Here is a 22,736-nt window from a genome sequence, read left to right on the forward strand (position 1 = left end):
GAGCAAACGATGAGTACCGACAGCACCCGTTACACTATTTTCGGCCACCAGGCATGTGGCTTCTGCCGCCAGGCAAAAGCCGTTATGGAGCAAAAAGACCTGCCCTACCGTTACGTAGATATTCATGAGGAAGGCATCAGTAAAGAGGATCTGTCAAAGACCATTGGCCACACCGTAAATACCGTGCCGCAAATTTTTTACGGCACCGAATACATCGGTGGTTTTGACGCTTTGCAGAAGCATTTAGCGGCTTGAACCTCACAACGTAGCCCGGGTAAGCGCAGCTGAGCCCGGGCTACAGCCCTCGCAACGACGCCCATCTTTCTATAAAATCCCGCCTCGAACACTTTACCCGAAAACCCATGCTCCGGATTTACGCTCCGGCTCGCACGAGGCAACAATATGACTACCCCACACATGGCCACTTCTGGCCAGTATGTCGTCTGCGCGATGTACAAATTCGTTACCCTGGAAAACCATCAACAACTCCGTGACCCGCTGTTGGCCACTATGGAAGCCAACCGCATTTGCGGCACCCTGCTGCTGGCCAGCGAAGGCATTAATGGCACTGTCGCCGGCTCTCGCAAGGGCATTGATAACCTGCTGCAATGGCTGCAACAACAGCCGGGCCTGGAAGGCATTGATTACAAAGAGTCCTACACCGACCACAAGCCTTTCCTGCGCACCAAAGTGAAGCTCAAAAAAGAGATTGTCACTATGGGTGTGGAGGGTATCGACCCGAAAAAAGTGGTGGGCACCTACGTCAAGCCGGAAGACTGGAACGCACTGATCAGCGACCCGGACGTGGTGCTGGTGGATACCCGTAACGATTACGAATACCAGGTGGGCACGTTCAAAAATGCGGTTAACCCCAATACCACCAGTTTTCGGGAATTCCCCCAGTACGTAAAAGACAACCTAGACCCGGCCAAGCACAAGAAAGTCGCCATGTTCTGCACCGGCGGCATTCGCTGCGAAAAATCCACGGCATACATGAAAGAACAGGGTTTTGACGAGGTCTATCATCTTCAAGGGGGTATTCTCAAATACCTGGAAGACGTACCTGCCGACGACACTTTGTGGGAAGGTGAATGTTTTGTGTTTGACGAGCGCGTCACCGTCAATCACAACCTGGAGCGAGGCGAGTACGACCAGTGCAACGCCTGCCGCATGCCCATCACCCAAGCAGACCAGCAGAGCGACCAATACCAGCGCGGCGTCAGCTGCCCACACTGCTACGACAAAACTTCCGCCGCCGACAAAGCCCGCTATCGGGAGCGGGAGAAGCAAATTCAGCTGGCCAAAGCCCGTAACGAAGTACATGTGGGCGGTGACGCTGATCAGTTAATTAAAGCCCGTAAGGCTGCCAAACAAGCTGCCAAAAAGTTGCAGAGCACCAAAGACCGGCAAGCTGCTAATCGCTAATTGCTGCTTGGATGTTCGTCATTCCCGCCTTCGCGGGAATGACGCCCCCTACCGTTAAACTGGCACACTCAGGGTGAATCAGATACCGAACAGCCGTATCTCTTCAGTTATATGGGAACCAACCGGCCACTTGTGACTCTCATGGGTACTTTAATTTTAGCCAAAACTCTTATCTAAAGAACGACCATGAGCTACCACAGCTTTTTACAGCAAATTCGCCGCAATTCAGTGGCATTGATCAGTTTGGCCATTGCCTTGGCAAGCCTGGGTTATAACACCTGGCGCAACGAAGTCACCGAGCAGAATCGCAATGTACGCACTGCGGGTTTCGCGTTGATAGAACGGCTGGCGGAATTAGACGAAGTGGCCATACACATGCGCTATGCTCGCCACGACATGACCGAAGCAGAATTGGAAAACTCTCGCAAACGCGGTTGGGTACAAGTGATTGCCATGCGTGACCTACGCTACTTCATGCCCGACAGCGTCAACGAGAAATCCACACAGCTTTACAGCAAGTGGCAAATGTATTCCGATGAACTGGGCGAAAAAGACTCCTATGATAAAGTCAATCACAGTATCGAAACGCTGCGAGAGAGTGTGCTGACCGCTATTGGCGAACTGGATTGACGCAGCAGCGATTTAGCGCCGCACATAAAAAAGCCCTGCAATATTCATTGCAGGGCTTTTTTGTACCGATGTGGTTTTGCTTACGTCCACTCAGTGATTTTATTGCCTTCCTTATCGGTAAAGGAGCCGATAATAATCATAATAAAATCAATCAGTGTCCAGATGCCAAAAGCACCCAGAGTCAGTAAGTGCAAAATTCCAGTGCCAATTTTGCCCGCGTAAAAACGGTGCGCCCCCAATGGCCCCAGAAAGAAGCACAGCAGAAACGCTGGCAGGATTCGCTTGCTTGTCGCTGAATCGGACATAGTTATTCTCCTTATGTTTCCCCCAGATTCGGGTGCGCATAGCATACTGCTAGCGCACCCGGGTTTCCAGCACAGAACGGTGCACCAATCGTGCACCCTGTCACACAAAAGTCACACTTTGCCGGTTTAATAGCGCCACTGGTGTATACCACTTAATGTGACTGATTCGAGCCATGACACAACTACTGCAACGCATTACCCGCCGGGGCCAAGGGTTTAGTTTCTGCCTGTTTGCCATGATTGCCGCCTTTTGTACGTACTCCTGTATGTACGCGTTTCGCAAACCCATCGCCGTTGGCCTCTACGAAGATATTGTCTACTGGGGCATCTCCATCAAGGTGCTTTACCTATCGGCACAAGTAGCCGGGTACGCGCTGTCAAAATTTATTGGCATCAAAGTAGTATCGGAGCAAAGTGGCAATGGCCGGGCCAAAGGCATTCTGACCTTGATCACTATTGCTGGCATCGCCCTGTTGCTGTTCGCGCTGTTGCCGCACCCCTGGAATATCGTGTGTATGTTCCTCAACGGCATTCCTCTGGGTATGGTTTGGGGTTACGTATTCAGCTACCTGGAAGGCCGCAAGGTGACCGAAGTGCTGGCCGCCGGCTTGTGCACCAGCTTTATCGCCTCCTCCGGCCTGGTAAAAACTGTGGGCAGCTACCTGATGCTCAACTGGGGCGTGGATGAGTTCTGGATGCCGGTAACCACCGCTGCGCTGTTTATGCCGCTGTTAATGCTAGCGGTGTATATGCTGGAGCAGCTACCACCCCCTAATACAGATGACATTCGCCTGCGCACCAAGCGCGAACCTATGGACGCTTCCGCCCGGCGGGCATTCTTCAAACAGTTCAGTACGGGTCTGTGCCTATTGATCGGCGGTTATGTGCTGCTGACCATTTTTCGGGATTTGCGTGATAACTTCACCGCTAATATATGGGACGAACTGGGCTACACCGACTCACCGGCCATTTTCAGCCTCACAGAAATTCCCATCGCGGTGGTTGTACTGATGATTATCGGCGCCATGATGCTGATTAAAAGCAACAGCCGGGCATTAATGGTCAATCATTTTTTGATTTTATTTGGCTTTGCCAGCTGCGGGTTATCTACCCTGGCTTACCAGGCTGGCTACCTAAGCCCAATCAGCTGGATGATTATTAACGGTTTTGGCCTTTACCTCGCTTACGTACCGTTCAACAGCGTACTGTTTGAACGCCTGATCGCTACGTTTAAGCAGGTTGGCAATGTGGGCTTTTTGATCTACTTGGCGGATTCGTTTGGCTATCTGGGCAGCGTTGGGGTGATGGTGTACAAAAACCTCGGCCAAGGGGGTATTCAGTGGCACAGCTTTATTATTTACACCAGTTATCTGGTGGCTGCGCTGGGGGTATTTTTTACGGTGGGCTCCTGGTGCTACTTTGCCAACAAACACCGGCGGCAGAAGGGGGAATCAGCACCGCTAGCAGGGGTAGCGGCCTAAAGTCACACGATCATTACCCGCCAGATCCTGGCGGGTTTGTACCGTTTGAAAGCCGTCATTCACCAACAGATTTCGCACCGCCGCCCCCTGGTCATAACCGTGTTCCAGCAATAGCCAACCATCCCTGTGCAAATAATTCGCAGCGGTCGTCACAATAGCGCGAATATCTGCCAGGCCCTCCTCGTCGGCGACCAGTGCCGAACTGGGCTCAAAGCGCACGTCACCCTGTTGCAAGTGAGCATCTTTCGGATCGATATAAGGGGGGTTGCTGACAATCAGGTGGTAGCTATTTTCAGGTACGTGCTCAAACCAATTGCTTTGCCAAACCCGCAAGTTGTTCAACCCCAGTCGCTCGCGATTATGCTCTGCCAAAGCCACCGCCTCGTCGACAACATCCACCGCATCCACCTGCCAATCCTGGCGCTCAGAAGCCAGCGCCAAGGCGATGGCACCGGTGCCAGTACCCAAATCCAGCACTTGGGCGTGTGCCGACAAAGGCAAGTCCAAGGCAAGCTCTACCAGCAGCTCAGTTTCCGGACGGGGAATAAGCGTGGAGGCATTCACCACCAAAGGCAGCGACCAGAATTCCCGCTCACCGACAATATGAGCTACCGGCTCTCCCCTTTTGCGACGATCTAATCCAGCCTCAAAATCGGCCTGCTGCTGTTCGCTCAAACAACGCTCTGGCCATGTGTAGAGATAAGAGCGATCACGCTGCAGAAAATGGCAAAGCAGAACTTCAATATCCAATCGCGGGGTATCACTGACGGAGGCCAGCTCATCCGCTCGTTTTAGCAGCTGAGCAATGGTGGGCATCAGCAAACATCCGTGGATACGCGAATCTCAATGGCGTCGTGCAGCCATAACTCTTCATCGTATTCCACAGCTGTTTGGTTCTGGTCGTAACGGGTACGGTGAATCGCAACACAGTAACTGCCATCGGCAACCGCCAGCTGCTCGGCCTGCTCCCTGCTCAGGGCCGTGGCATTAATGGTCACTTCTTCACGTACGACCTCTATGTTGTAGTGGTCGCGAAAAATACTGGTCAGGGAAGAGGACACATCCTGGTCGAGCAAGCGCTCAATACCAACACCATTGATGGTGATGTTTTCCAACAGCACGTGGCGGCCATCCAGGCTGCGGCGACGGCGCAGCTGGTACATAGGGTCGCCTCGCTTTAAGCCCAACTTGGCCCCTTGAGCGGCAGAACGGCAACGACTCTGGTGCGCTGATAACGCTTCCGTAGTCGGTACCCGGCCTTGCTCCCGGGCCAATACACTGAAGTTGCTACGCAAGGTGGGGTCAAACACCGGTTTGGGGGGGGTTACAAACCAACCCCGGCGATTGGAGCGATAAATAACCCCTTCCCGCTCCAGCTGAGACAAAGCAATGCGCAACGTCACCCGGGTAGTGGCAAATTCCGCCATCAGTTCTCGCTCGGAGGGCAATTTATCCCGATAGCGCGGCGCCTTGCGGTGAATCTGCCCCAGCATGGTGTGATAAATGGACGCGTAAAGCGGTGCGTTTAAAGAGGTCATGAGAACTCGTTGCCTTTTGCCCTGAGCAAAATAAAACGCAACTTAGAGCAGCCACTGGGGGTTTGCAAGCGCCGCGCCGGCAACTTCTACAAACTTGCGACCTAGAAAAAACTGGAATACACCAAAAAAACAGCTTTTATGACAACCTTAAATAAAACAGTCATATACTTTTGTTTTACTGCATAAAATTCAATTGACCTGCATATCAAACAGATTCAAAATCTGGAATATACCAGATATATCGGAGAAACCTTATGAATGCCCCCGTAAACACCAACCACTACCTGTTGCTGACTCCGGGCCCACTGACTACCAGCGACAGCGTGCGCCACTCCATGCTCAAAGACTGGTGTACCTGGGACGACGAATACAACAATCTGGTACAGAGCGTTCGCCACGACCTGGTGGCTCTGGCCACCCTCAGCGAAGGCTACACCGCTGTTCTGATGCAAGGCAGTGGCACCGCTTCGGTAGAGGCCACCATTGGCAGCGCCGTACCTGAAAATGGCAAGCTGTTGATTCTCAGCAACGGCGCTTATGGCGACCGCATTGTCGAGATTGCCAACTACCTGCGTATCGACTACGTGCAACAGGATCACCACGAGCTGGACGCCATCGACCTGGAGCGTCTGCAAGCCACACTGGCGGAAGACAGCGACATCACTCACGTAGCCGTGGTTCACTGCGAAACCACCACTGGTCGCCTCAACGACATCCCTGCAGTCAGCGCCTTGGTCAAGCAACACAACAAGGTACTTATCGTCGATGCCATGAGCAGTTTCGGTGGCTTACCCATGGATGTAGCAGCACTGAATATCGACTTTCTGGTGAGCTCTGCCAACAAATGCATTCAAGGGGTTCCCGGCTTCGGTTTTGTGATCGCGAAAACCGACGAAATGGAAAAACTGGAAGGCCGCGCTCGCTCCCTGAGCCTGGACCTTTACGACCAGTGGAAGACCATGGAAACCCAAAATGGCAAGTGGCGCTTTACCTCGCCCACCCATGTGGTACGCGCCTTTCGTCAAGCCCTGGATGAACTGAACCTGGAAACACTGGAACAGCGTTACCAGCGCTATCGCAACAATCAAAGCACATTGGCACAAGGCATGGCTGAACTGGGCTTTAAAACCATGATTGATGCCAGCGAACAGTCGCCGTTCATCACCTCGTTTTTCTACCCGGAATCGGAGCAGTTTGAATTTAACCGCTTTTACGAAGCTCTGAAACAGCAAGGTTTCGTGATCTACCCCGGCAAAGTCTCCAACGCCAGTTGCTTTCGAATTGGCACCATTGGTGAGGTGCAGGGGCACGATATTGAACGACTGCTCGGCGCCATCAAAAACAGCATGTACTGGGTATAAAGCTACTCGACTTTCAAACACCCAAACCACTTTTTAGATGAGCATCAGTAATGAGCAACAACATTGAAGCAGTTATTCTGGATTGGGCCGGCACCGTTGTGGATTACGGTTCTGTAGCCCCCACCACTATTTTTGTAGAAGCCTTTAAACAAGCCTACAACTTTGACATCAGCCTGGATGAAGCTCGCGGCCCCATGGGTATGGGCAAATGGGATCACATCAAGGCTCTGGGGCAAATGCCATCAGTGAATGAGCGCTGGACAGCCCAATTTGGTGCGCCCATGACCGACGTCACCGTGGACGAAATCTACAGCGCCTTTATGCCACTGCAGAAAGCCAAGGTCGTCGACCACGCCACCCCCATTGCCGGCGCCCTGGACAGCATTCACTGGATGCGGCAACAGGGTATTAAAATTGGCAGCTGCTCCGGATACCCGCGAGAAGTCATGGAAGTGCTGGTAACTGCCGCCGCCGCACAAGGCTATATCCCAGATCACTATGTGGCCTGCGATGACCTGGCAGCGGGCTCTCGTCCCGGCCCCTGGATGGCACTGCAAAATGTGATTGCACTGGGTGTCAATGACGTCGCCAACTGCATCAAATTCGACGACTCCGCCCCCGGTATCAGCGAAGGCCTGAATGCGGGCATGTGGACCATTGGCCTCAGCCTTACCGGCAATGCCGTGGGCCTGACCGAAGTGGAATGGAACGCGCTAAACGACATTCAAAAAGGGCAAATGCGCAGCGATGCCATCAGCGAACTGAGTGCCGCCGGCGCCCACTACGTGATCGACAGTCTGGCTGAAGCCCCACGGACTATTCAGGAGATCAGCGCCCGCCGGGCAAGAGGTGAAAGGCCCTAATGGACAACAACCACCTGCCGTTTTGGTTTAAGGAAGCACTGGCGACAGAACAACCTCAGTCCAACACCCCGCTCTGTGAACACAAAAGTGCCGACATCTGTATTGTCGGCGGTGGTTACACCGGACTGTGGAGCGCCATCAAAATCAAACAACAGGCACCGGAAAAGCAGGTGGTTGTTATTGACAAAGGTCTTTGTGGGGAAGGCGCATCTGGCCGCAACGGTGGCTGCATGCTCACCTTTTCCACCAAGTTCCCCACCTTGCGCCGCCTGCTGGGGGAAGCGGAAGCCATGGAGCTGGTTACCGCTTCTGAAAAAGCGGTATTTGCTATCCGCAACTTCTGCGACAAACACCGTATCGATGCCGATGTGCGCGTAGACGGTGCTCTGTACACCGCATCCAACCCCAGCCAGGTGGGCATTCTGCGCCCAGTCATTGCCGAGCTGGAGCGACTCGGCATCAACCGATGGCAAAAATGCACGGCAGAGCGATTGCAACAATTGTCTGGTTCCGGGCTCCACCTGGAGGGCCATTACAGCCCCGCCGCCGGTAGCCTGCAACCCGCCAAACTGGTACGTGGCCTGCGCCGGGTGGCCCAGGAAATGGGCGTGGAAATTTACGAACACACGCCCATGACCAAGCTGGACTATGGGCCCCAGGTTCAGGTTCACACCCCCACTGGCATTATCACTGCCGACAAGGTGATTCTGGCGATCAATGCCTGGATGGCCCGCAAATTCCGCTTCTTTCGCCGCAGCCTGGTACTGGTGTCATCGGATATGGTGATCACGGAGCCCATGCCGGAACAGCTGGACAAAATCGGCCTCAACCACGGCACCGCTGTAGTGGACTCGCGCACCTTTGTACACTACTACCGCAGCACCCCGGATGGCCGCTTGATGCTGGGCAAAGGGGGCAATTACTTTTCTTACGGTAACCGGGTATCGCCGGTATTCGATTCCCCCAGCCGTTACCGTGGGCAGCTGGACAACGCCCTGCAACGGTTTTTCCCAACACTGCCTCACAACATTCACCAGACCTGGACAGGTGCCTCGGATCGCTCGGTAACCGGGCTGCCATTTTTTGGCCATCTGCCCGGACAACCCAATGTACTCTACGGTTTCGGCTACTCTGGCAACGGTGTTGTACAGAGTCACCTGGGCGGCGACATCCTCACCGCCATGGCCCTGGAACTGGATAACTCCTGGCGTCACTCGCCACTGGCTCGAGGGTGTCGCGGCTACTTCCCGCCAGAGCCCCTTCGCACCGGTGGTGCGCTGATGGTACGCAACGCAATACGCCGAGTAGAAGCCCGCCAAGACGCCAACAAGACGCCATTTGTTGGCGATACCTGGCTGGCGGCGCTGGCAGGCAGTGCCGGCAAGGCTGACCGACTGTGAACGCTTGCGACCCAGGTAAAAGCATCGCGCAAATTCGCGAATTATTTGAAGAGTACGGCGAACGCCATTACGGCGAAGCCTGCACTCAGCTGGAGCACGCAATCAGCTGTGCCCAGCACGCGGTGCAAAGCAATATGCCAGAGCACATGGTGATTGCTGCCTTGCTGCACGATATAGGCCACTTTGTCGCGGATCGGCAGGGCTTACCGGGCTTTGATCAATGGGGGTATGCCGCTCACGACTCCCTGGGTGCCAATTACCTCCAGTCCTTAGGCTTCGGCAAGGCAGTGACCGAACCCATTCGACTACACGTCGCCGCCAAACGCTATCAGGCAACTTTGGAAAATACCGAACTGTCTGTAGCCAGCAGCGCAACGCTGCAACAACAAGGCGGCACCATGAGCAACCAGGAATGCCAACAATTCAAGAGCCACCCCTGGGCCAATGATGCGCTCAGGTTGCGCCAGTTGGACGACACGGGCAAGCCAGACAAGCTGGAAAATACCAATATTGAGCCCTGGCTTGAGAGAGCCAAAGTTTATTTACGGGCATCTCAGACAACCTGAAATAATTATTTCCAATTAATTCAATTCATTACCAAATAAATGATTTTTTCATTTAAAGCGTATTGGCTGTACCCGCCTATTATAAAGTTTTTCTGAAAAAATCATCTGGTATATTCCAGTTGTAAAATTAGTTTCATATTACATCGGTATTGTTCTCCCCAGAATCACCCAATACTGCGGGCAAAGCCCATTAACAACCCAGCTATATAGCTGAACATCAAGGGGAAACCAATGAACAAGCTCTCTCCACTCGCAGCCGCCATTGCGATTGCCAGCAGCCAGTTGGTTATGGCTGAAAGCAATAGCGATCAGGTTATCGAAGAAGTTCGTGTACTGGGCCACATTGTGCGTGGCCAGATGAAAGCACTCAGCGAACAGCGCAATTCCAACCGCATCGTCAATGTTGTGGCTGCGGACGGCATTGGCAAGCTGCCAGATCGCAACGCCGCCGAAGCAGTACAGCGAATTCCCGGCGTATCCATTGAACGTGACCAGGGCGAAGGCCGCTTTGTGGCCGTGCGCGGCCTGCCCTCTCAATGGGCATCAACCACCCTTAACGGCGACCGTCTACCCACCGCCGAAGAAGAAACCATCACTCGCGCCACTGCGTTTGACTTTTTCCCTTCAGAATTGATTGAGTCAGTGGAAGTTTCCAAAGCGGTTACTGCAGACATGGAAGGAGACGCCATTGGCGGCGCAGTAAACTTTATTACCCGCACCGCTCCAGAAGAAGAAGTATTGAGCTTCACCGCAGGCACCGGCTACAGCGAAAAAGCCGAAGACGGTGGGCACGCGTTGAACCTGACCTACGGCAACCGCATTCTCGACGACAAATTGGGCTTTATTGTTAACGTCTCCAAATGGGAACGCGACTGGGCCACAGACAACTTTGAACCCCGCCGCACCGGAAGCCTGGGCGGTATCCGCCGCCTGGAACTGCGTGACTACACCGGCACCCGCGACACGGTGGGCTTTAACGGCGCCATGGAATACGTATTCGACAACGGCGACACTGTGTTCGCCCGCGCCAACTACGGCACTCTGGACGACGACGAAACCCATTACAAGCATCGCTACCGCTTCGATAAAGATCGCGTGGAACTGCAAAACATCCACGATATTCTGATTACCGAATTAACCGGTTACCAGATTGGTGGTGAGCACCAGCTGGCTGAAACCACCCGCCTTAACTGGCAGCTTTCAACCTACGAAAATGAGTTCCGCTACGGTGATCTCCCTGACGCGGAAAACAATTCTTATTTCGTGACCCGTTTTGACCAAACCAATGTTGGCTATGTTGGCCTGGAAGATCGCGGCGACGGTAAAAACCTGGCTTACAACGTCATTGATGGCGGCACCGATGAGCCTTTTGGTGTGAACACCCACCTACCCAGTGGTTACGTAGCCGACCCCACTCAGGCCAGCCTCAAATCCGTTGAACTCTACAAGGTATTCGTCAACGAAAAAGACAAGGCGGTGCTGCAATTTGATCTGACCACCGAAGCCAGTGACACCGTGGAATGGAAGTACGGTTTTAAATACCGCGACAAAGAGCGTATATCTCGCTTCACCGACGAATTTTATGTGTGGAACGAAGACCGCGCCGGGCGCGCTGCACCACTACTGTCTGATTTCAATTTGATGGATCAGCCAGGCCGCAACGATTTTTTCTCCGGCGATATCGACACCAACGCCAGTGCCGACTTCTTCCAGGTTGTCTCCCGGGAAGAGCTGGTACAGTTTTGGGCGGATAACCAGCAATTCTTTGACCTGTCTCCCGAATCCGACGGCGACACTGTTCTGGTACCCAACGGCCGCAACTTCGACGTAGAAGAAGAGCAAATGGCGGTTTACGGTATGGCCACCTGGAACTACAGCGAAAACATCACCGTTGTCGGCGGCCTGCGTCTGGAGCAAACCACCACGGACGTATTCGGTCAGCAACGTGTTGTAACAGACAGCGGCGAGAGCATTGAAGACTTTTCAGACAGCAACGACTACCTGTCTGTGCTGCCATCACTGCACATCAAGTACGCCATTAACGACGACAGCAATGTGCGTTTTGCTCTGACCCGCACCTTTGCCCGCCCTGACTTCGGCTCATTGACTCCCAGTGCCACTCTGGACAGCGCCGATGGCGAAGTGGATATCGGCAACCCCAACCTGGACCCAACCTATTCCTGGAATCTGGATTTGTTGTATGAACGCTACCTGGGCAATCTGGGTGTGGTATCTGCCGGGTTGTTCCACAAGGAAATTTCAGACCCGATCTACTCATCTAGAGAGCAGGGGCAATTCCGTGGCAACGACGTTGATATTGTTTCTTTTGCCAACGGCGCCAGCGGATCACTGACCGGACTTGAGCTGGCCTTTAACAACAGCCTGGAGTTTATTGACCCAGCCTTGGAAAACTTTGGCTTCCAGACCAACCTGACGCTGATGGATTCTGAGTTCACCTTGCCAGACGGCCGCGTAGCCGCAGTGCCACGCCAGGCGGACGAGCTGTACAACATGGCGGTGTACTACGACAACGGTGTGTTTGCCGCCCGTATTGCCCTGAACCACAAGGGTGAGTACATCGAACAGTACGGTTCCGACGCCAACAGCGACCGCATCTACGGCGACTACACCAGCCTGGACGTGACCACCACCTGGAACATCACTGACAACATGCTGGTGTACCTGGAGGCCAACAACATCAACAACGAACCGCTGATTTACTTTATCGGTAACGAAGCACGCCCAGCCCAAGTGGAGTTCTACGGAACCCGCGCCCAGCTCGGCTTTAAATACTCGTTTTAACGTCCCCTATTGAGCGTGCTTCGGCACGCTCGCGCAAAAGAAAATGCCCCGATTCATCAGACCGGGGCATTTTTTTGATAAAAAGCAGCGAGCTTCGTGCTGCGAGCAGACCGAGTGTATTTGATTTTATTCGGGAAACTTTTGAATTGAGCAGACTTGTCGGACTAAAGCCCGACCTACAATAAAAATCCCACACCTTCCCCTGTAGATTGGCCTTTAGGCCGACAAATATCTATCAGGCGCTTTGATACTTCGTCAGGATTTCACTACAAGCTTTCTTTACATCTTCCCTATAAAAATTCACAACTTCCTTTAATTCTTTATCCGACCTTTCTAACAACATAGAGGAGCAATACTGTCTCACTTTTTCTGTGGGTAAATGGTCTGTATCAGATTCAATAACACCAAACACATGAAACTCAGTGCCCCAGCGCTCATCGTAAAAACTATTTCCAAGCCTCCAAAGCTCAATCACATTGTCCAAATAGTTAACATCTGAATCCAATAGTGCTTTGGCTAGTTCGCAAGCTTGCACTTTAATGTCTGTTTTATCTTCCATACTCGAGATAGCAGAATAAATTAAAAATTTTAACTTTCCATCATCGCAAACGAAACGCGGTGATTTCCAACCGAGCACTCCGAAGTCAGAAAATTGCCGCACCTCTTCGCGGCTCGCAATGGCGAGTAATACTCAAAGTACCAACTACCCTCGATCTGCTCGCAACCCGCAGCCCGAAACTCGCAGCACTTATTCCCCCGCCAACGCCGCCAGTTGATCCGCTTGATATTCCGTCACCAACGGTTGCACCACTTCTTCCAATTTGCCTTGCATAATTTCGTCTAATTTATAGAGCGTCAGATTGATGCGGTGGTCGGTGACTCGGCCTTGGGGGTAGTTGTAGGTGCGAATCCGCTCGGAGCGATCACCACTGCCCACCAACAAGCGACGGGTGTCGGACTGCTCTTTGGCAGCGGCTTCTTCCTGGGCCTGCTGCAGACGCGACTGCAAGTGCGCCAACGCCTTGGCTTTGTTTTTGTGCTGGGAACGTTCGTCCTGGCACTCCACCACTACGCCAGTGGGCAGGTGGGTAATGCGAATAGCCGAGTCGGTCTTGTTGACGTGCTGGCCACCGGCACCGGAGGCGCGAAAGGTATCAATGCGCAGCTCCGCCGGGTTGATTTCGATGGCATCCAGCGCGTCCGCTTCCGCCAAAATTGCCACGGTGCAAGCGGAGGTGTGAATGCGCCCTTGAGATTCGGTTTCCGGTACTCGCTGCACCCGGTGGGCACCGGACTCAAACTTCAGTTTGGAGTAAGCACCGGCCCCGACAACGCGACTGATCACTTCTTTAAAACCGCCGTGCTCACCGTCGCGGGCGCTGATCATTTCGATGCGCCAGCCCTGCAGTTCCGCGTAGCGGGAGTACATGCGAAACAAATCGCCGGAAAAAATCGCCGCTTCGTCACCACCAGTGCCAGCGCGAATTTCCAGGAACACGTTTTTGTCGTCGTTGGGGTCTTTGGGCAGCAGCAGTTTTTGCAGCTCGGTTTCCAACGGCTCCAGCGCTGCCTCACCCTGCTTCAATTCTTCCTGAGCCATTTCCCGCATATCCGGGTCGGCGTCCTTGAGCATGGCTTTAGCTTCGTCGATGTCCGCCAATACCTGCTGGTAACGACCATAGCTTTTTACCACCGGCTCCAGCTCGGCGTACTCGCGACTCAACGCCTGAAACTTTTTTTGATCGCCAATCACATCCGGATCGCCCAGGGAAATCCCCACTTCTTCGTAGCGTTCCATCAGGTGTTCCAGTTTGTCGAGAATGCTTTGTTTCATGGCAATTTGTATTCAGGTTTTATTGTTTTTAAATGAATGGCTGTCGAGAGCAAACAGTTTGCCCGCCAGCTGAATGTGTTCCTGGCGCCCTTCTTCGCCCGCTTGCTTGAGGCCAGTGGTGGGGCGATGCAAAAATTTGTTGGTAAGGTTGCGCGCCAGTTGCTGCAACAGCACTTCCGGGTCGTCGCCGCGTTGCAGCCCCTTAATGGCCTTTTCCAGTTCGTCGTCACGCAGTTGCTCCGTGGAAGAGCGCAAAGCACGAATGGCTTCCACTGCATCCAAACCGCGCAACTGACGCTGCCACTGTTCAACACCTTGCTCAATAATTTTTTCCGCTTTTAGAGCCGCGCTTTCCCGGGAGCGAATGTTTTCATCGATCACTTCTCGCAGGTCATCCACCGTGTACAAATACACATCGCTGAGCTGACCTACCTGGGGCTCGATATCCCTGGGCACCGCAATATCCACCATAAACATGGGCCGGTGCTTGCGTTTTTTCAGCGCTGACTCCACCGCACCCTTACCCAAAATCGGCAACTGGCTGGCAGTGGAAGAAATCACAATATCCGCACGGTGCAAATGGTCGGGAATATCCGACAGCAAAATTGCTTCAGCGCCAAACTGCTGAGCCAGGCCCTGAGCACGTTCCAGGGTACGGTTGGCCACAGTAATACCGCCAACGCCCTTCTCCAGAAGATGGCGAGCCACCAGTTCAATGGTTTCACCGGCACCGATTAACAGAGCGTGTTCGCGACTGAGGTCGGAAAATATCTGCTGCCCCAGGTTAACCGCTGCATAGGCAACAGACACCGGGTTTTCACCAATGGCCGTTTCGGTACGCACTTTCTTGGCCACCGAAAACACCTGCTGAAACGCCTGGTTGAGGGAACCACCAACCGTACCCGCCTCCTGGGCCACCGCAAATGCAGACTTCACCTGGCCGAGGATTTGCGGCTCACCCAGCACCATAGAATCCAACCCACAGGCCACCCGCATCATATGGCGGGCCATATCACTGCCGCTGAATAAATAGTGGCAGCTGGTCAGCTGCTGTTGGGTTAAAGAGTGGTAATCGGCAAACCAGTTCAACAGGCGGCTGGCTTCCCCCTGGCCGGAGCTGTATACCTCGGTGCGATTACAGGTGGAAATAATCACCACCTCATCCAGGTCAGCAACGTCTCGGGCCTGCTGCAGCGCTGCCACCATGCGTTCCGGGGCAAAGGCCACCCGCTCACGCACGTCCAGAGACGCGGTGCGGTGATTGATACCCAGGGCGAGAAATTTCATGGAATAGGCAAACTGCTGACGAAACCGTGAATTTTCGGTGATTGCAGGTAACAAACACAAGGGGCAAGCACTGTGGCGAGACAAAAATCACTAAAAACCGAGCCGAATGGCTGTGACAGTGGTCATAGAACGTGCCACTATTGGTATACATTGATTTAAGGCGGTACCCATGAGCAAACCCAGCGGCCCTCAAAAAACCCGCATTGTGCGGCAGGCCAGCGCAGTGCTGGTGCTGTTATCTCTACTATCCGGCTGTGCCAGCGTCCATCAGGATTCAGCAACCGTAGCCGACGCCGCACCGCAAGCCACACCCGAGCCAGCCGCTGACCCAGCCCCCAAACCGCCGCTGCGACCATTCGAGCCGGAAACCCTGTTCGACCTACTGGTGGCAGACTTTGCCGGTGCTAACCAACAATACGGGTTGCAGCTGAATCGCTACCGCAAACAGGCCTTGGCCACCCGCGACCCTGGGCTGGCGGCACAGGCCACTTGGTTGGCGGTGCAACTCAATGCCCCACAACAAGCTCTTGAGCTCTCCAAATTATGGGCAGAGCTGGAACCGCAAAGCCCGGAAGCCAATCGCATTGCCGGTTACTACCTGGCTTACGCCAAACAACTGCCTGAGGCGCTGCCTCACGCACTCACCGCTCTGCGCCAAGACGACAAAGAAGCCATTTACGCCGTTGCCCGGCTGATTCGCGCTGAAGACACTACCGATCAGCAGCGCCAGCAGCTGCACAGCGAGCTCACCCGGCTGATTGCCGATGGCCCCTTTAACGATTTGGCCGATCATCCTCAAATCGCGTTGCTGGATGCAAACCTGATGATATTGGCCGAGGACTATAAGGCCGCTATTGCACGGGCCAGCAACATTCTGGAACCAGACACCGAGCGCGACTCCGCACTGATACTGATCGCCAATGCCACCCTGCAACAGGACGGCCTGGAAGCAACACTCGAGTTTTTGCAAAACCGCGTTGAAGCCTACCCGGACAGCAAACGCCTGCGCTTGCAACTGGCTCGCCAATGGGCGGAGAAAGACTTGCAACGCAGCCGCAGCGAACTGGATAAGCTGGTGGCGAAATTCCCCGACGACCATCGCCTGCGCTATTCACTGGCACTGATCAATGCGCAGCTGGGCTTCTACGATGAAGCGCAAGATCTTTTGGGCACCTTGGTCGAGGTCGCCGAACTGAAAGACAACGCCCACTACCAGCTGGGTCAGGTGCACGAGGCGCAAGAGAATTACAGCGCCGCCATTGAGAACTACCAGAAAGTAGCCGCTGGCGAACACTACGGCAAAGCAGTCACTGGCCAGATTCGCCTGTTGGCAGAAACTGACCGGGATAACGACCTCAATGCCCTGATTGAACAAATGCTGGCCCTAGACCCGGAGAAAACCACCGACACTTACCTGGATATTGCCTCGGTGTTGGCGGCCAACCAACACACCGACAGAGCCATGGCGCTGATCAATACCGCGCTGGAAAAGGAGCCTCAAAACTGGGAACTGCTGTACAACCGCTCCTTACTGCACGAACAGCAAGGCAACACCGCTAGCTCTCACAAGGACTTACGTGTGGTTATCGGCCTGCAACCGGACAACCCAGACGCCCTCAACGCACTGGGCTATTCCCTGACCAACAGCAAAGATCCAGCAGACTACCCGGAAGCTTACGAACTGATCCGCAAAGCCCTGGAGTTGGATCCGGAAAACCCGGCGATTCTCGACAGCATGGGCTGGGCACTGTTTCGTCTGGAAAAGTTGGAGGAAGCGCTGCCCTACCTGAGCCGCGCCTTTGAACTCTACCCAGACCCGGAAGTGGCCGCCCACTTGGGCGAAGTGTTATGGCAACTGGGCAAGCGCACCGAAGCCTTGACCATATGGCAGGAAAACCTGGCCAAGAATCCCGGCGCAAAACACATTGTTGATACCATGGAGCGGCTGGGTGCTACCCAGGTAAGCCACAACCAGTCCACACCCTAACCGTGAATTACCGATTCCTAATTGCCGCTTCATTGCTGTTGCTGCTGGCGGCCTGCTCAACAACCCCTCGCCAAACTGCACCATTGAGCGATTGGCAACGGCATATGGAACAACACCAACGGCTCAATCAATGGCAGCTGAATGGCAAGCTGGCGTTCCGTTCACCGCAGGACTCCGGCAGTGCGGCCTTGCGTTGGCGTCAGCAGCAACAAGACTATCAGGTGCGACTCAGCGGCGTATTTGGCATTGGTACTACTTATATAGAAGGCAACAGCGAGCAAGTCACCCTGCGCCGGGGGAAAGAACAACTGGCCGCTGGCAACAGTCAACAACTGACCACCGAACTGCTGGGGGTTCCGCTGGCCGTGGAAGACCTGACTTACTGGGTGCGCGGCATCCCCAACCCAACAACCCCTAGCAGCGCACAAAGCCACGACCCACAAGGTATGCTTCAGCACCTCAGCCAAAATGGCTGGCAACTGGAATTTTCTCGCTATCGCCACTCTGGTGAATGGTTGCTGCCCAGCAAAATTGACGGCACCAAAGGTGATTTAAGCTTTAAGTTGGTGATTAAGCGCTGGGAGTTTGAGTAAGCGTCCCCGTCATTCCGAGGAGCGTAGCGACGCGGCAATCTCCTGACATTGGCGATCTGCAGATGGAGATCGCCGCAGTCGCTACGCTCCTTCGCGATGACGATGGCCCACAGCTTTGCTATGGTTCGCAACCATGACTCTTACCCTCCCCGCCCCCGCCAAGCTTAATCTGTTCCTGCACATTACCGGGCGCAGGAACGATGGTTATCACAACTTGCAGACCCTGTTTCAGTTACTGGATTACGGCGATGAACTGGGGTTTAGCCGCAGGGACGATGGCCAAATAACCATTACACCCACCATTGATGGGGTTCCGCTGGAACACAATTTAATCTGTAAAGCCGCCCGCTTATTGCAGCAGCACACCGGTTGTACCCTGGGTGCAGATATCCAACTTACCAAGCGCCTGCCCATGGGAGGTGGCCTGGGCGGTGGCAGTTCCAACGCAGCCACCGCACTGGCGGGCCTCAACCACCTGTGGCAACTCAACCTCGATGTGGATCAACTGGCGCAACTGGGGCTGAAACTGGGGGCCGATGTACCGGTGTTTGTGCGCGGCAGTACCGCTTGGGGCGAAGGCATTGGCGAGCAATTAACGCCTCTTGAAACCGCCCGTGACTGGTTCCTGGTGATCCACCCCAACTGCCATGTGGAAACCGCCAAAATTTTTTCCCATCAGGCATTGACAAGGGACACCCCAATCCTGAAAATACGCGCCTCTTTCGAGCAGGGCTGGCGCAATGACTGCCAGCAAGTTGTAGAAATGCTGCATCCCGAGGTACGAAATGCACGGGAATGGCTGCAAAAATACGACAAAAATGCTCGAATGACCGGAACCGGTGCTTGTGTATTTGCCCGTTTTGACTCCCAGCAAACTGCCTTGGCAGCACTGGAACAAAGGCCAACAAATACTCAGGGGTTCGTAGCCAGAGGTGTTAATCAGTCACCGCTCTACGACAACCGCTTCCAACCATAGCAACTGCCAACAAACAGTTAGCTATCTGCAGGGGTATCGCCAAGTGGCTAAGGCAGCGGCTTTTGATGCCGCCATTCGGAGGTTCGAGTCCTCCTACCCCTGCCATTTTTTCTTCCCTGAGAAACCCCGCAAGGTACGCGAGCAGGGGTTGCAACCGAGAATTTACCTATCAAGGATCTAACTGTGGCCAACTTGATGGTTTTCTCCGGAAACGCGAACCCGGAGCTGACGGCGGAAGTCGCCTCTATATTAGGCGTGCCTGTAGGCAATGCGGTGGTATCGCAATTTTCCGACGGCGAAATCAACATCGAAATCTGCGAGAACGTTCGCGGCAAAGAAGTGTTTATCGTCCAGTCTACCTGCCAGCCCACCAATAAGAATTTGATGGAACTGGTACTGATGGCGGACGCCTTGCGCCGTGCATCAGCCTCTATCGTAACTGCCGTCATCCCTTACTTTGGCTACGCTCGCCAGGATCGTCGGGTACGCTCCATTCGCGTACCCATCAGCGCCAAAGTGGTTGCGGACATGATCGCCAATGTGGGTGTTGAGCGGGTAGTAACGGTAGACCTGCACGCGGAGCAGATTCAGGGCTTCTTTAACTGCACTGTGGACAACGTATTCGGCACCCCGATTCTGCTGGAAGACATCCGCACTCAGCGCTACGACGACCTGATTGTGGTTTCACCGGATATCGGCGGCGTAGTAAGGGCCCGCGCTACTGCCAAATTGCTGGGTTGCGACCTGGCGATTATCGACAAGCGCCGCCCCAAGGCCAATGTGGCCGAAGTGATGCACTTGATCGGTGAAGTAGAAGGCAAAACCTGTCTGTTGGTCGACGACATGGTCGACACTGCCGGCACCCTGTGCGGTGCGGCGAACGCGCTGAAAGAAAACGGTGCCAAAAAAGTGGTTGCCTACTCCACCCACGCGGTGCTGTCTGGCAAAGCCCTGGAAAACATTGCCAGCTCACAGATGGATGAGTTGGTAGTAACCAACAGCATTCCAATGAGCGAAGAAGCCGCTCAACTGGGCAAAATTCGCCAGCTGTCACTGGCGCCGATGCTGGCGGAAACCATCCGCCGCATCAACAACGAAGAATCCATCAGCGCGATGTTTGAGCAGTAAGCTCAACCATTTGCTGGTACAAGCATCCCCGCCATAGCATTAATGGCGGGGATTTTTTAAATCCTCACCGCAATCGGTCGCAGAGAACGGTGAGCCACAATAGGAGATTCAGACCATGTCTGATGATTTTACCCTTAGCGTTAAGGTCCGCCAGGACGTTGGGAAAGGTGCGAGCCGCCGCCAACGCCGTCTGGCTGGCGAAATTCCAGGTATTGTTTACGGTGGTGTTCGTGAGCCAGTGATGATCAGCATCCCTCACAAAGACATTTCCAAAGCCCTGGAGAACGAAGCCTTTTACTCCCACGTGATTACACTGGATATTGAAGGCACCGAGCAGCCCGCGATCCTCAAGGACATTCAGCGTCACCCAGCCAAGCCGCTGGTTCTGCACGCCGACTTCCTGCGCGTAAACCCCAAGCGCACCCTGACTGTGAACGTACCATTGCACTTCATTAACGAAGACAGCTGTGTTGGCGTTAAACAAGAGGGCGGCATTATTGCTCACACCATGACTGAGCTGGAAATCAGCTGTCTGCCTGCCGACCTGCCAGAGTACCTGGAAGTGGACATGGCAGAAGTTGCTGTTGGCCAGAGCCTGCACATTTCTGACATCAAACTGCCGAAAGGCGTTGAGTCTGTGGCCCTGTCCCACGGCGAAGACCACGACCTGCCTATCGCTGCAGTGAACAAGCCGAAAGCAGCTAGCGAAGAAACCGACGAAGAAGCACCTGCTGAAGGCGAAGTGCCTACCGTTGGCGAAGACGAGGCAGCTGACGAAGAGTAATCTCTGTCAGCGTTACCTCTGAGAGGCCCCGACATTGGACGCACCGGTTGAATTGATTGTTGGTTTGGGAAACCCCGGACCAAAATATGACCGGACCCGTCACAATGCCGGGGCCGATTTCGTTGTGGAGCTGTGCCGCCAAGTCGGTGCCACACTGAAACCGGAAAGCAAGTTCTTTGGTGATACCGCACGCATTCGCATCGGCAACAGAGATGTGCGTCTGTTGATCCCTACCACCTTTATGAACCGCAGCGGCCAGGCCATTAGCGCCATGGCGCGGTTTTATCAAATCGCCCCTGAAGCCATTCTGGTGGCCCACGACGAACTGGATTTGCCACCCGGCACCGCGCGCTTTAAGAAAGGCGGCGGCCATGGTGGCCACAATGGTTTGCGAGACACCATCAGCAGCCTGGGCAACAACAAAGACTTTGCCCGTCTGCGCATTGGCATCGGCCACCCCGGCAGCGCTAAAGAAGTGGTTAATTTTGTACTCTGCAAAGCCAGTAAAAGTGATCAACAAAACATAGACGACAGTATCGACAACGCCCTACGCGCATTGCCCCTGGCAATAGACGGCAAATGGGAGTTGGCGATGACAGAATTGCATTCTGCGTAAGACGTTTAGCATATCGCCAGGTATGAGATACCTGGCGTCCGACCAGAGGTTTTAAAACATGGGCTTTAACTGCGGTATTGTCGGCCTGCCCAACGTGGGCAAATCCACCCTGTTTAACGCATTGACCAAAGCGGGCATCGACGCCGAGAACTTTCCGTTCTGCACCATCGAACCCAATACCGGCGTGGTGATGGTTCCCGATCCACGCCAGGACAAACTGGCCGAGATCGTCAAGCCGGAGAAGACCATCCCCACCACCATGGAATTTGTGGACATTGCCGGGCTGGTCGCCGGCGCCTCCAAAGGCGAAGGACTGGGCAATAAATTCCTTGCCAACATTCGCGAAACCGACGCCATCGCTCACGTAGTACGCTGTTTTGAAGACGACAATGTGGTGCACGTAGAAGGCCAGATCGATCCACTGGCTGACGTGGAGGTAATCAACACCGAGCTGGCTCTGGCGGATCTGGACACTGTGGAGCGCGCCCTGCAACGTTACACCCGCGCCGCCAAAGGTCAGGACAAGCACGCCATCGTGATGAAAGCGCTGTTGGAAAAAGTTCAGCCTCATCTAAACGAAGCCAAGCCACTGCGCTCCTTTGGTCTCAGCGATGACGAATTGGATAAGCTCAAAGAGCTAACTCTGCTCACCGTCAAACCCACCATGTACATCGCCAACGTGGACGAAGAGGGTTTTGACAATAACCCGCTGTTGGACAAGGTCAAAGCGATTGCCGGCGACGAAAACGCCGTGGTCGTGGCCATTTGCAACAAACTGGAAGCAGAAATCGCTGAGCTGGATGACGACGAAAAAGCTGAATTTCTGCAAGACCTGGGCATGGAAGAGCCGGGCCTGAATCGGGTGATTCGCGCCGGCTACGAACTGCTGGGCCTGCACACCTACTTTACCGCCGGACCAAAAGAAGTCCGCGCCTGGACAATCCCCTTGGGTGCCACCGCTCCCCAGGCCGCCGGTAAAATTCACACGGATTTTGAAAAAGGCTTTATCCGCGCCGAAGTGGTGGCCTACGACGATTTTGTCGCCAACAACGGCGAAGCCGGAGCCAAAGAAGCGGGCAAATGGCGCCTGGAAGGCAAAGACTACATCGTTAACGATGGCGATGTGGTGCACTTCAGATTTAACGTTTAAGTTACTTCCC

The 22,736-nt window shown here is 54.2% G+C and carries 22 protein-coding genes and 1 tRNA gene; 17 read left to right on the plus strand and 6 right to left on the minus strand.

What is annotated here, in order from left to right:
• Positions 1 to 9 precede the first annotated feature (9 nt).
• The 3 genes from KFE80_07150 (at position 10) to KFE80_07160 (ending at position 2,055) form a co-directional block, all read left to right on the plus strand.
• Positions 10 to 255, plus strand: a complete 246-nt coding sequence (locus KFE80_07150; protein ID UTW44185.1) for a GrxA family glutaredoxin — start codon at positions 10 to 12, stop codon at positions 253 to 255.
• Positions 256 to 417: 162 nt separating this feature from the next.
• The gene (locus KFE80_07155; protein ID UTW46666.1) at positions 418 to 1,425 is read left to right on the plus strand and encodes a rhodanese-related sulfurtransferase; all 1,008 of its coding nucleotides are present in this window, start codon (positions 418 to 420) and stop codon (positions 1,423 to 1,425) included.
• A gap of 186 nt (positions 1,426 to 1,611) precedes the next feature.
• Positions 1,612 to 2,055 (plus strand): hypothetical protein, encoded by a 444-nt coding sequence (locus KFE80_07160; protein UTW44186.1) that lies wholly within the window; start codon positions 1,612 to 1,614, stop codon positions 2,053 to 2,055.
• Positions 2,056 to 2,135: 80 nt separating this feature from the next.
• Here KFE80_07160 and KFE80_07165 read toward each other — a convergent pair whose 3' ends face one another.
• Positions 2,136 to 2,360: a TM2 domain-containing protein gene (locus tag KFE80_07165; protein UTW44187.1), complete on the minus strand. Its 225-nt coding sequence runs from the start codon at positions 2,358 to 2,360 to the stop codon at positions 2,136 to 2,138.
• 173 nt (positions 2,361 to 2,533) lie between these two features.
• Between KFE80_07165 and KFE80_07170 the strand changes: the two genes are divergently transcribed.
• Positions 2,534 to 3,841 carry a hypothetical protein gene (locus KFE80_07170; protein ID UTW44188.1) on the plus strand — a complete coding sequence of 436 codons (1,308 nt, stop codon included), beginning with the start codon at positions 2,534 to 2,536 and terminating at the stop codon, positions 3,839 to 3,841.
• Here KFE80_07170 and prmC read toward each other — a convergent pair.
• Complete coding sequence (gene prmC / locus KFE80_07175; protein UTW44189.1) at positions 3,821 to 4,657, minus strand: peptide chain release factor N(5)-glutamine methyltransferase; 837 nt, start codon at positions 4,655 to 4,657, stop codon at positions 3,821 to 3,823. The two genes, KFE80_07170 and prmC, sit on opposite strands and share 21 nt — an antisense overlap.
• The gene (locus tag KFE80_07180; GenBank protein UTW44190.1) at positions 4,657 to 5,379 is read right to left on the minus strand and encodes a UTRA domain-containing protein; all 723 of its coding nucleotides are present in this window, start codon (positions 5,377 to 5,379) and stop codon (positions 4,657 to 4,659) included. The genes prmC and KFE80_07180 overlap by 1 nt, the downstream gene beginning before the upstream one ends.
• 254 nt (positions 5,380 to 5,633) lie before the next feature.
• On the opposite strand from KFE80_07180, the gene phnW reads away from it, so the two are divergent.
• From phnW to KFE80_07205, 5 genes are all read left to right on the plus strand, one after another.
• Positions 5,634 to 6,740, plus strand: coding sequence for a 2-aminoethylphosphonate--pyruvate transaminase (gene phnW / locus KFE80_07185; GenBank protein UTW44191.1), 1,107 nt, complete (start codon positions 5,634 to 5,636; stop codon positions 6,738 to 6,740).
• Between the two features lie 50 nt (positions 6,741 to 6,790).
• Positions 6,791 to 7,603: a phosphonoacetaldehyde hydrolase gene (locus KFE80_07190; protein UTW44192.1), complete on the plus strand. Its 813-nt coding sequence runs from the start codon at positions 6,791 to 6,793 to the stop codon at positions 7,601 to 7,603.
• Positions 7,603 to 9,003, plus strand: coding sequence for an FAD-dependent oxidoreductase (locus tag KFE80_07195; protein ID UTW44193.1), 1,401 nt, complete (start codon positions 7,603 to 7,605; stop codon positions 9,001 to 9,003). The genes KFE80_07190 and KFE80_07195 overlap by 1 nt, the downstream gene beginning before the upstream one ends.
• Positions 9,000 to 9,569 carry an HD family phosphohydrolase gene (locus KFE80_07200; GenBank protein ID UTW44194.1) on the plus strand — a complete coding sequence of 190 codons (570 nt, stop codon included), beginning with the start codon at positions 9,000 to 9,002 and terminating at the stop codon, positions 9,567 to 9,569. The genes KFE80_07195 and KFE80_07200 overlap by 4 nt, the downstream gene beginning before the upstream one ends.
• Positions 9,570 to 9,800: 231 nt before the next feature.
• Complete coding sequence (locus KFE80_07205) at positions 9,801 to 12,371, plus strand: TonB-dependent receptor (GenBank protein ID UTW44195.1); 2,571 nt, start codon at positions 9,801 to 9,803, stop codon at positions 12,369 to 12,371.
• A 235-nt stretch (positions 12,372 to 12,606) separates the two neighbouring features.
• On the opposite strand, the gene KFE80_07210 is transcribed toward KFE80_07205, so the two are convergent.
• The 3 genes from KFE80_07210 to KFE80_07220 all read right to left on the minus strand — a co-directional run bounded on the left by KFE80_07210 (position 12,607) and on the right by KFE80_07220 (position 15,492).
• Positions 12,607 to 12,930: a hypothetical protein gene (locus KFE80_07210; protein ID UTW44196.1), complete on the minus strand. Its 324-nt coding sequence runs from the start codon at positions 12,928 to 12,930 to the stop codon at positions 12,607 to 12,609.
• A gap of 189 nt (positions 12,931 to 13,119) precedes the next feature.
• Positions 13,120 to 14,205, minus strand: a complete 1,086-nt coding sequence (prfA, locus tag KFE80_07215) for a peptide chain release factor 1 (GenBank protein ID UTW44197.1) — start codon at positions 14,203 to 14,205, stop codon at positions 13,120 to 13,122.
• Positions 14,206 to 14,217: 12 nt separating this feature from the next.
• A complete protein-coding gene (locus KFE80_07220; protein ID UTW44198.1) occupies positions 14,218 to 15,492 on the minus strand; it encodes a glutamyl-tRNA reductase in 1,275 nt (424 codons plus the stop codon).
• A gap of 169 nt (positions 15,493 to 15,661) precedes the next feature.
• On the opposite strand from KFE80_07220, the gene KFE80_07225 reads away from it, so the two are divergent.
• From KFE80_07225 to ychF, 8 genes are all read left to right on the plus strand, one after another.
• Positions 15,662 to 17,479, plus strand: coding sequence for a tetratricopeptide repeat protein (locus KFE80_07225; GenBank protein UTW44199.1), 1,818 nt, complete (start codon positions 15,662 to 15,664; stop codon positions 17,477 to 17,479).
• A 2-nt stretch (positions 17,480 to 17,481) separates the two neighbouring features.
• The gene (gene lolB / locus KFE80_07230) at positions 17,482 to 18,072 is read left to right on the plus strand and encodes an outer membrane lipoprotein LolB (protein ID UTW44200.1); all 591 of its coding nucleotides are present in this window, start codon (positions 17,482 to 17,484) and stop codon (positions 18,070 to 18,072) included.
• Positions 18,073 to 18,205: 133 nt separating this feature from the next.
• Positions 18,206 to 19,048, plus strand: a complete 843-nt coding sequence (ispE, locus tag KFE80_07235; protein ID UTW44201.1) for a 4-(cytidine 5'-diphospho)-2-C-methyl-D-erythritol kinase — start codon at positions 18,206 to 18,208, stop codon at positions 19,046 to 19,048.
• Positions 19,049 to 19,077: 29 nt separating this feature from the next.
• A tRNA-Gln gene (locus KFE80_07240) sits at positions 19,078 to 19,153 on the plus strand.
• Between the two features lie 78 nt (positions 19,154 to 19,231).
• A complete protein-coding gene (locus tag KFE80_07245) occupies positions 19,232 to 20,176 on the plus strand; it encodes a ribose-phosphate pyrophosphokinase (protein ID UTW44202.1) in 945 nt (314 codons plus the stop codon).
• A 115-nt stretch (positions 20,177 to 20,291) separates the two neighbouring features.
• The gene (locus KFE80_07250) at positions 20,292 to 20,960 is read left to right on the plus strand and encodes a 50S ribosomal protein L25/general stress protein Ctc (protein UTW44203.1); all 669 of its coding nucleotides are present in this window, start codon (positions 20,292 to 20,294) and stop codon (positions 20,958 to 20,960) included.
• Positions 20,961 to 20,994: 34 nt separating this feature from the next.
• Complete coding sequence (gene pth, locus KFE80_07255) at positions 20,995 to 21,576, plus strand: aminoacyl-tRNA hydrolase (GenBank protein ID UTW44204.1); 582 nt, start codon at positions 20,995 to 20,997, stop codon at positions 21,574 to 21,576.
• 58 nt (positions 21,577 to 21,634) lie between these two features.
• The gene (gene ychF, locus KFE80_07260) at positions 21,635 to 22,726 is read left to right on the plus strand and encodes a redox-regulated ATPase YchF (GenBank protein UTW44205.1); all 1,092 of its coding nucleotides are present in this window, start codon (positions 21,635 to 21,637) and stop codon (positions 22,724 to 22,726) included.
• The last annotated feature ends 10 nt before the right edge of the window (positions 22,727 to 22,736 follow it).

The organism is bacterium SCSIO 12696 (genome assembly GCA_024397955.1).
GTDB lineage: Bacteria > Pseudomonadota > Gammaproteobacteria > Pseudomonadales > Porticoccaceae > SCSIO-12696.

What these genes read in the sequence shown, in the direction of transcription:
- ychF (UTW44205.1), top strand. Translation starts at nt 21,635, where the DNA reads ATGGGCTTTAACTGCGGTATTGTCGGCCTGCCCAACGTGGGCAAATCC.
- KFE80_07205 (UTW44195.1), top strand. Translation starts at nt 9,801, where the DNA reads ATGAACAAGCTCTCTCCACTCGCAGCCGCCATTGCGATTGCCAGCAGC.
- phnW (UTW44191.1), top strand. Translation starts at nt 5,634, where the DNA reads ATGAATGCCCCCGTAAACACCAACCACTACCTGTTGCTGACTCCGGGC.
- KFE80_07250 (UTW44203.1), top strand. Translation starts at nt 20,292, where the DNA reads ATGTCTGATGATTTTACCCTTAGCGTTAAGGTCCGCCAGGACGTTGGG.
- KFE80_07220 (UTW44198.1), bottom strand. Translation starts at nt 15,492, where the DNA reads ATGAAATTTCTCGCCCTGGGTATCAATCACCGCACCGCGTCTCTGGAC.
- KFE80_07165 (UTW44187.1), bottom strand. Translation starts at nt 2,360, where the DNA reads ATGTCCGATTCAGCGACAAGCAAGCGAATCCTGCCAGCGTTTCTGCTG.
- KFE80_07180 (UTW44190.1), bottom strand. Translation starts at nt 5,379, where the DNA reads ATGACCTCTTTAAACGCACCGCTTTACGCGTCCATTTATCACACCATG.
- KFE80_07150 (UTW44185.1), top strand. Translation starts at nt 10, where the DNA reads ATGAGTACCGACAGCACCCGTTACACTATTTTCGGCCACCAGGCATGT.
- KFE80_07225 (UTW44199.1), top strand. Translation starts at nt 15,662, where the DNA reads ATGAGCAAACCCAGCGGCCCTCAAAAAACCCGCATTGTGCGGCAGGCC.
- KFE80_07160 (UTW44186.1), top strand. Translation starts at nt 1,612, where the DNA reads ATGAGCTACCACAGCTTTTTACAGCAAATTCGCCGCAATTCAGTGGCA.
- ispE (UTW44201.1), top strand. Translation starts at nt 18,206, where the DNA reads ATGACTCTTACCCTCCCCGCCCCCGCCAAGCTTAATCTGTTCCTGCAC.
- KFE80_07170 (UTW44188.1), top strand. Translation starts at nt 2,534, where the DNA reads ATGACACAACTACTGCAACGCATTACCCGCCGGGGCCAAGGGTTTAGT.
- KFE80_07155 (UTW46666.1), top strand. Translation starts at nt 418, where the DNA reads ATGGCCACTTCTGGCCAGTATGTCGTCTGCGCGATGTACAAATTCGTT.
- KFE80_07210 (UTW44196.1), bottom strand. Translation starts at nt 12,930, where the DNA reads ATGGAAGATAAAACAGACATTAAAGTGCAAGCTTGCGAACTAGCCAAA.
- prfA (UTW44197.1), bottom strand. Translation starts at nt 14,205, where the DNA reads ATGAAACAAAGCATTCTCGACAAACTGGAACACCTGATGGAACGCTAC.
- KFE80_07195 (UTW44193.1), top strand. Translation starts at nt 7,603, where the DNA reads ATGGACAACAACCACCTGCCGTTTTGGTTTAAGGAAGCACTGGCGACA.
- prmC (UTW44189.1), bottom strand. Translation starts at nt 4,657, where the DNA reads ATGCCCACCATTGCTCAGCTGCTAAAACGAGCGGATGAGCTGGCCTCC.
- KFE80_07190 (UTW44192.1), top strand. Translation starts at nt 6,791, where the DNA reads ATGAGCAACAACATTGAAGCAGTTATTCTGGATTGGGCCGGCACCGTT.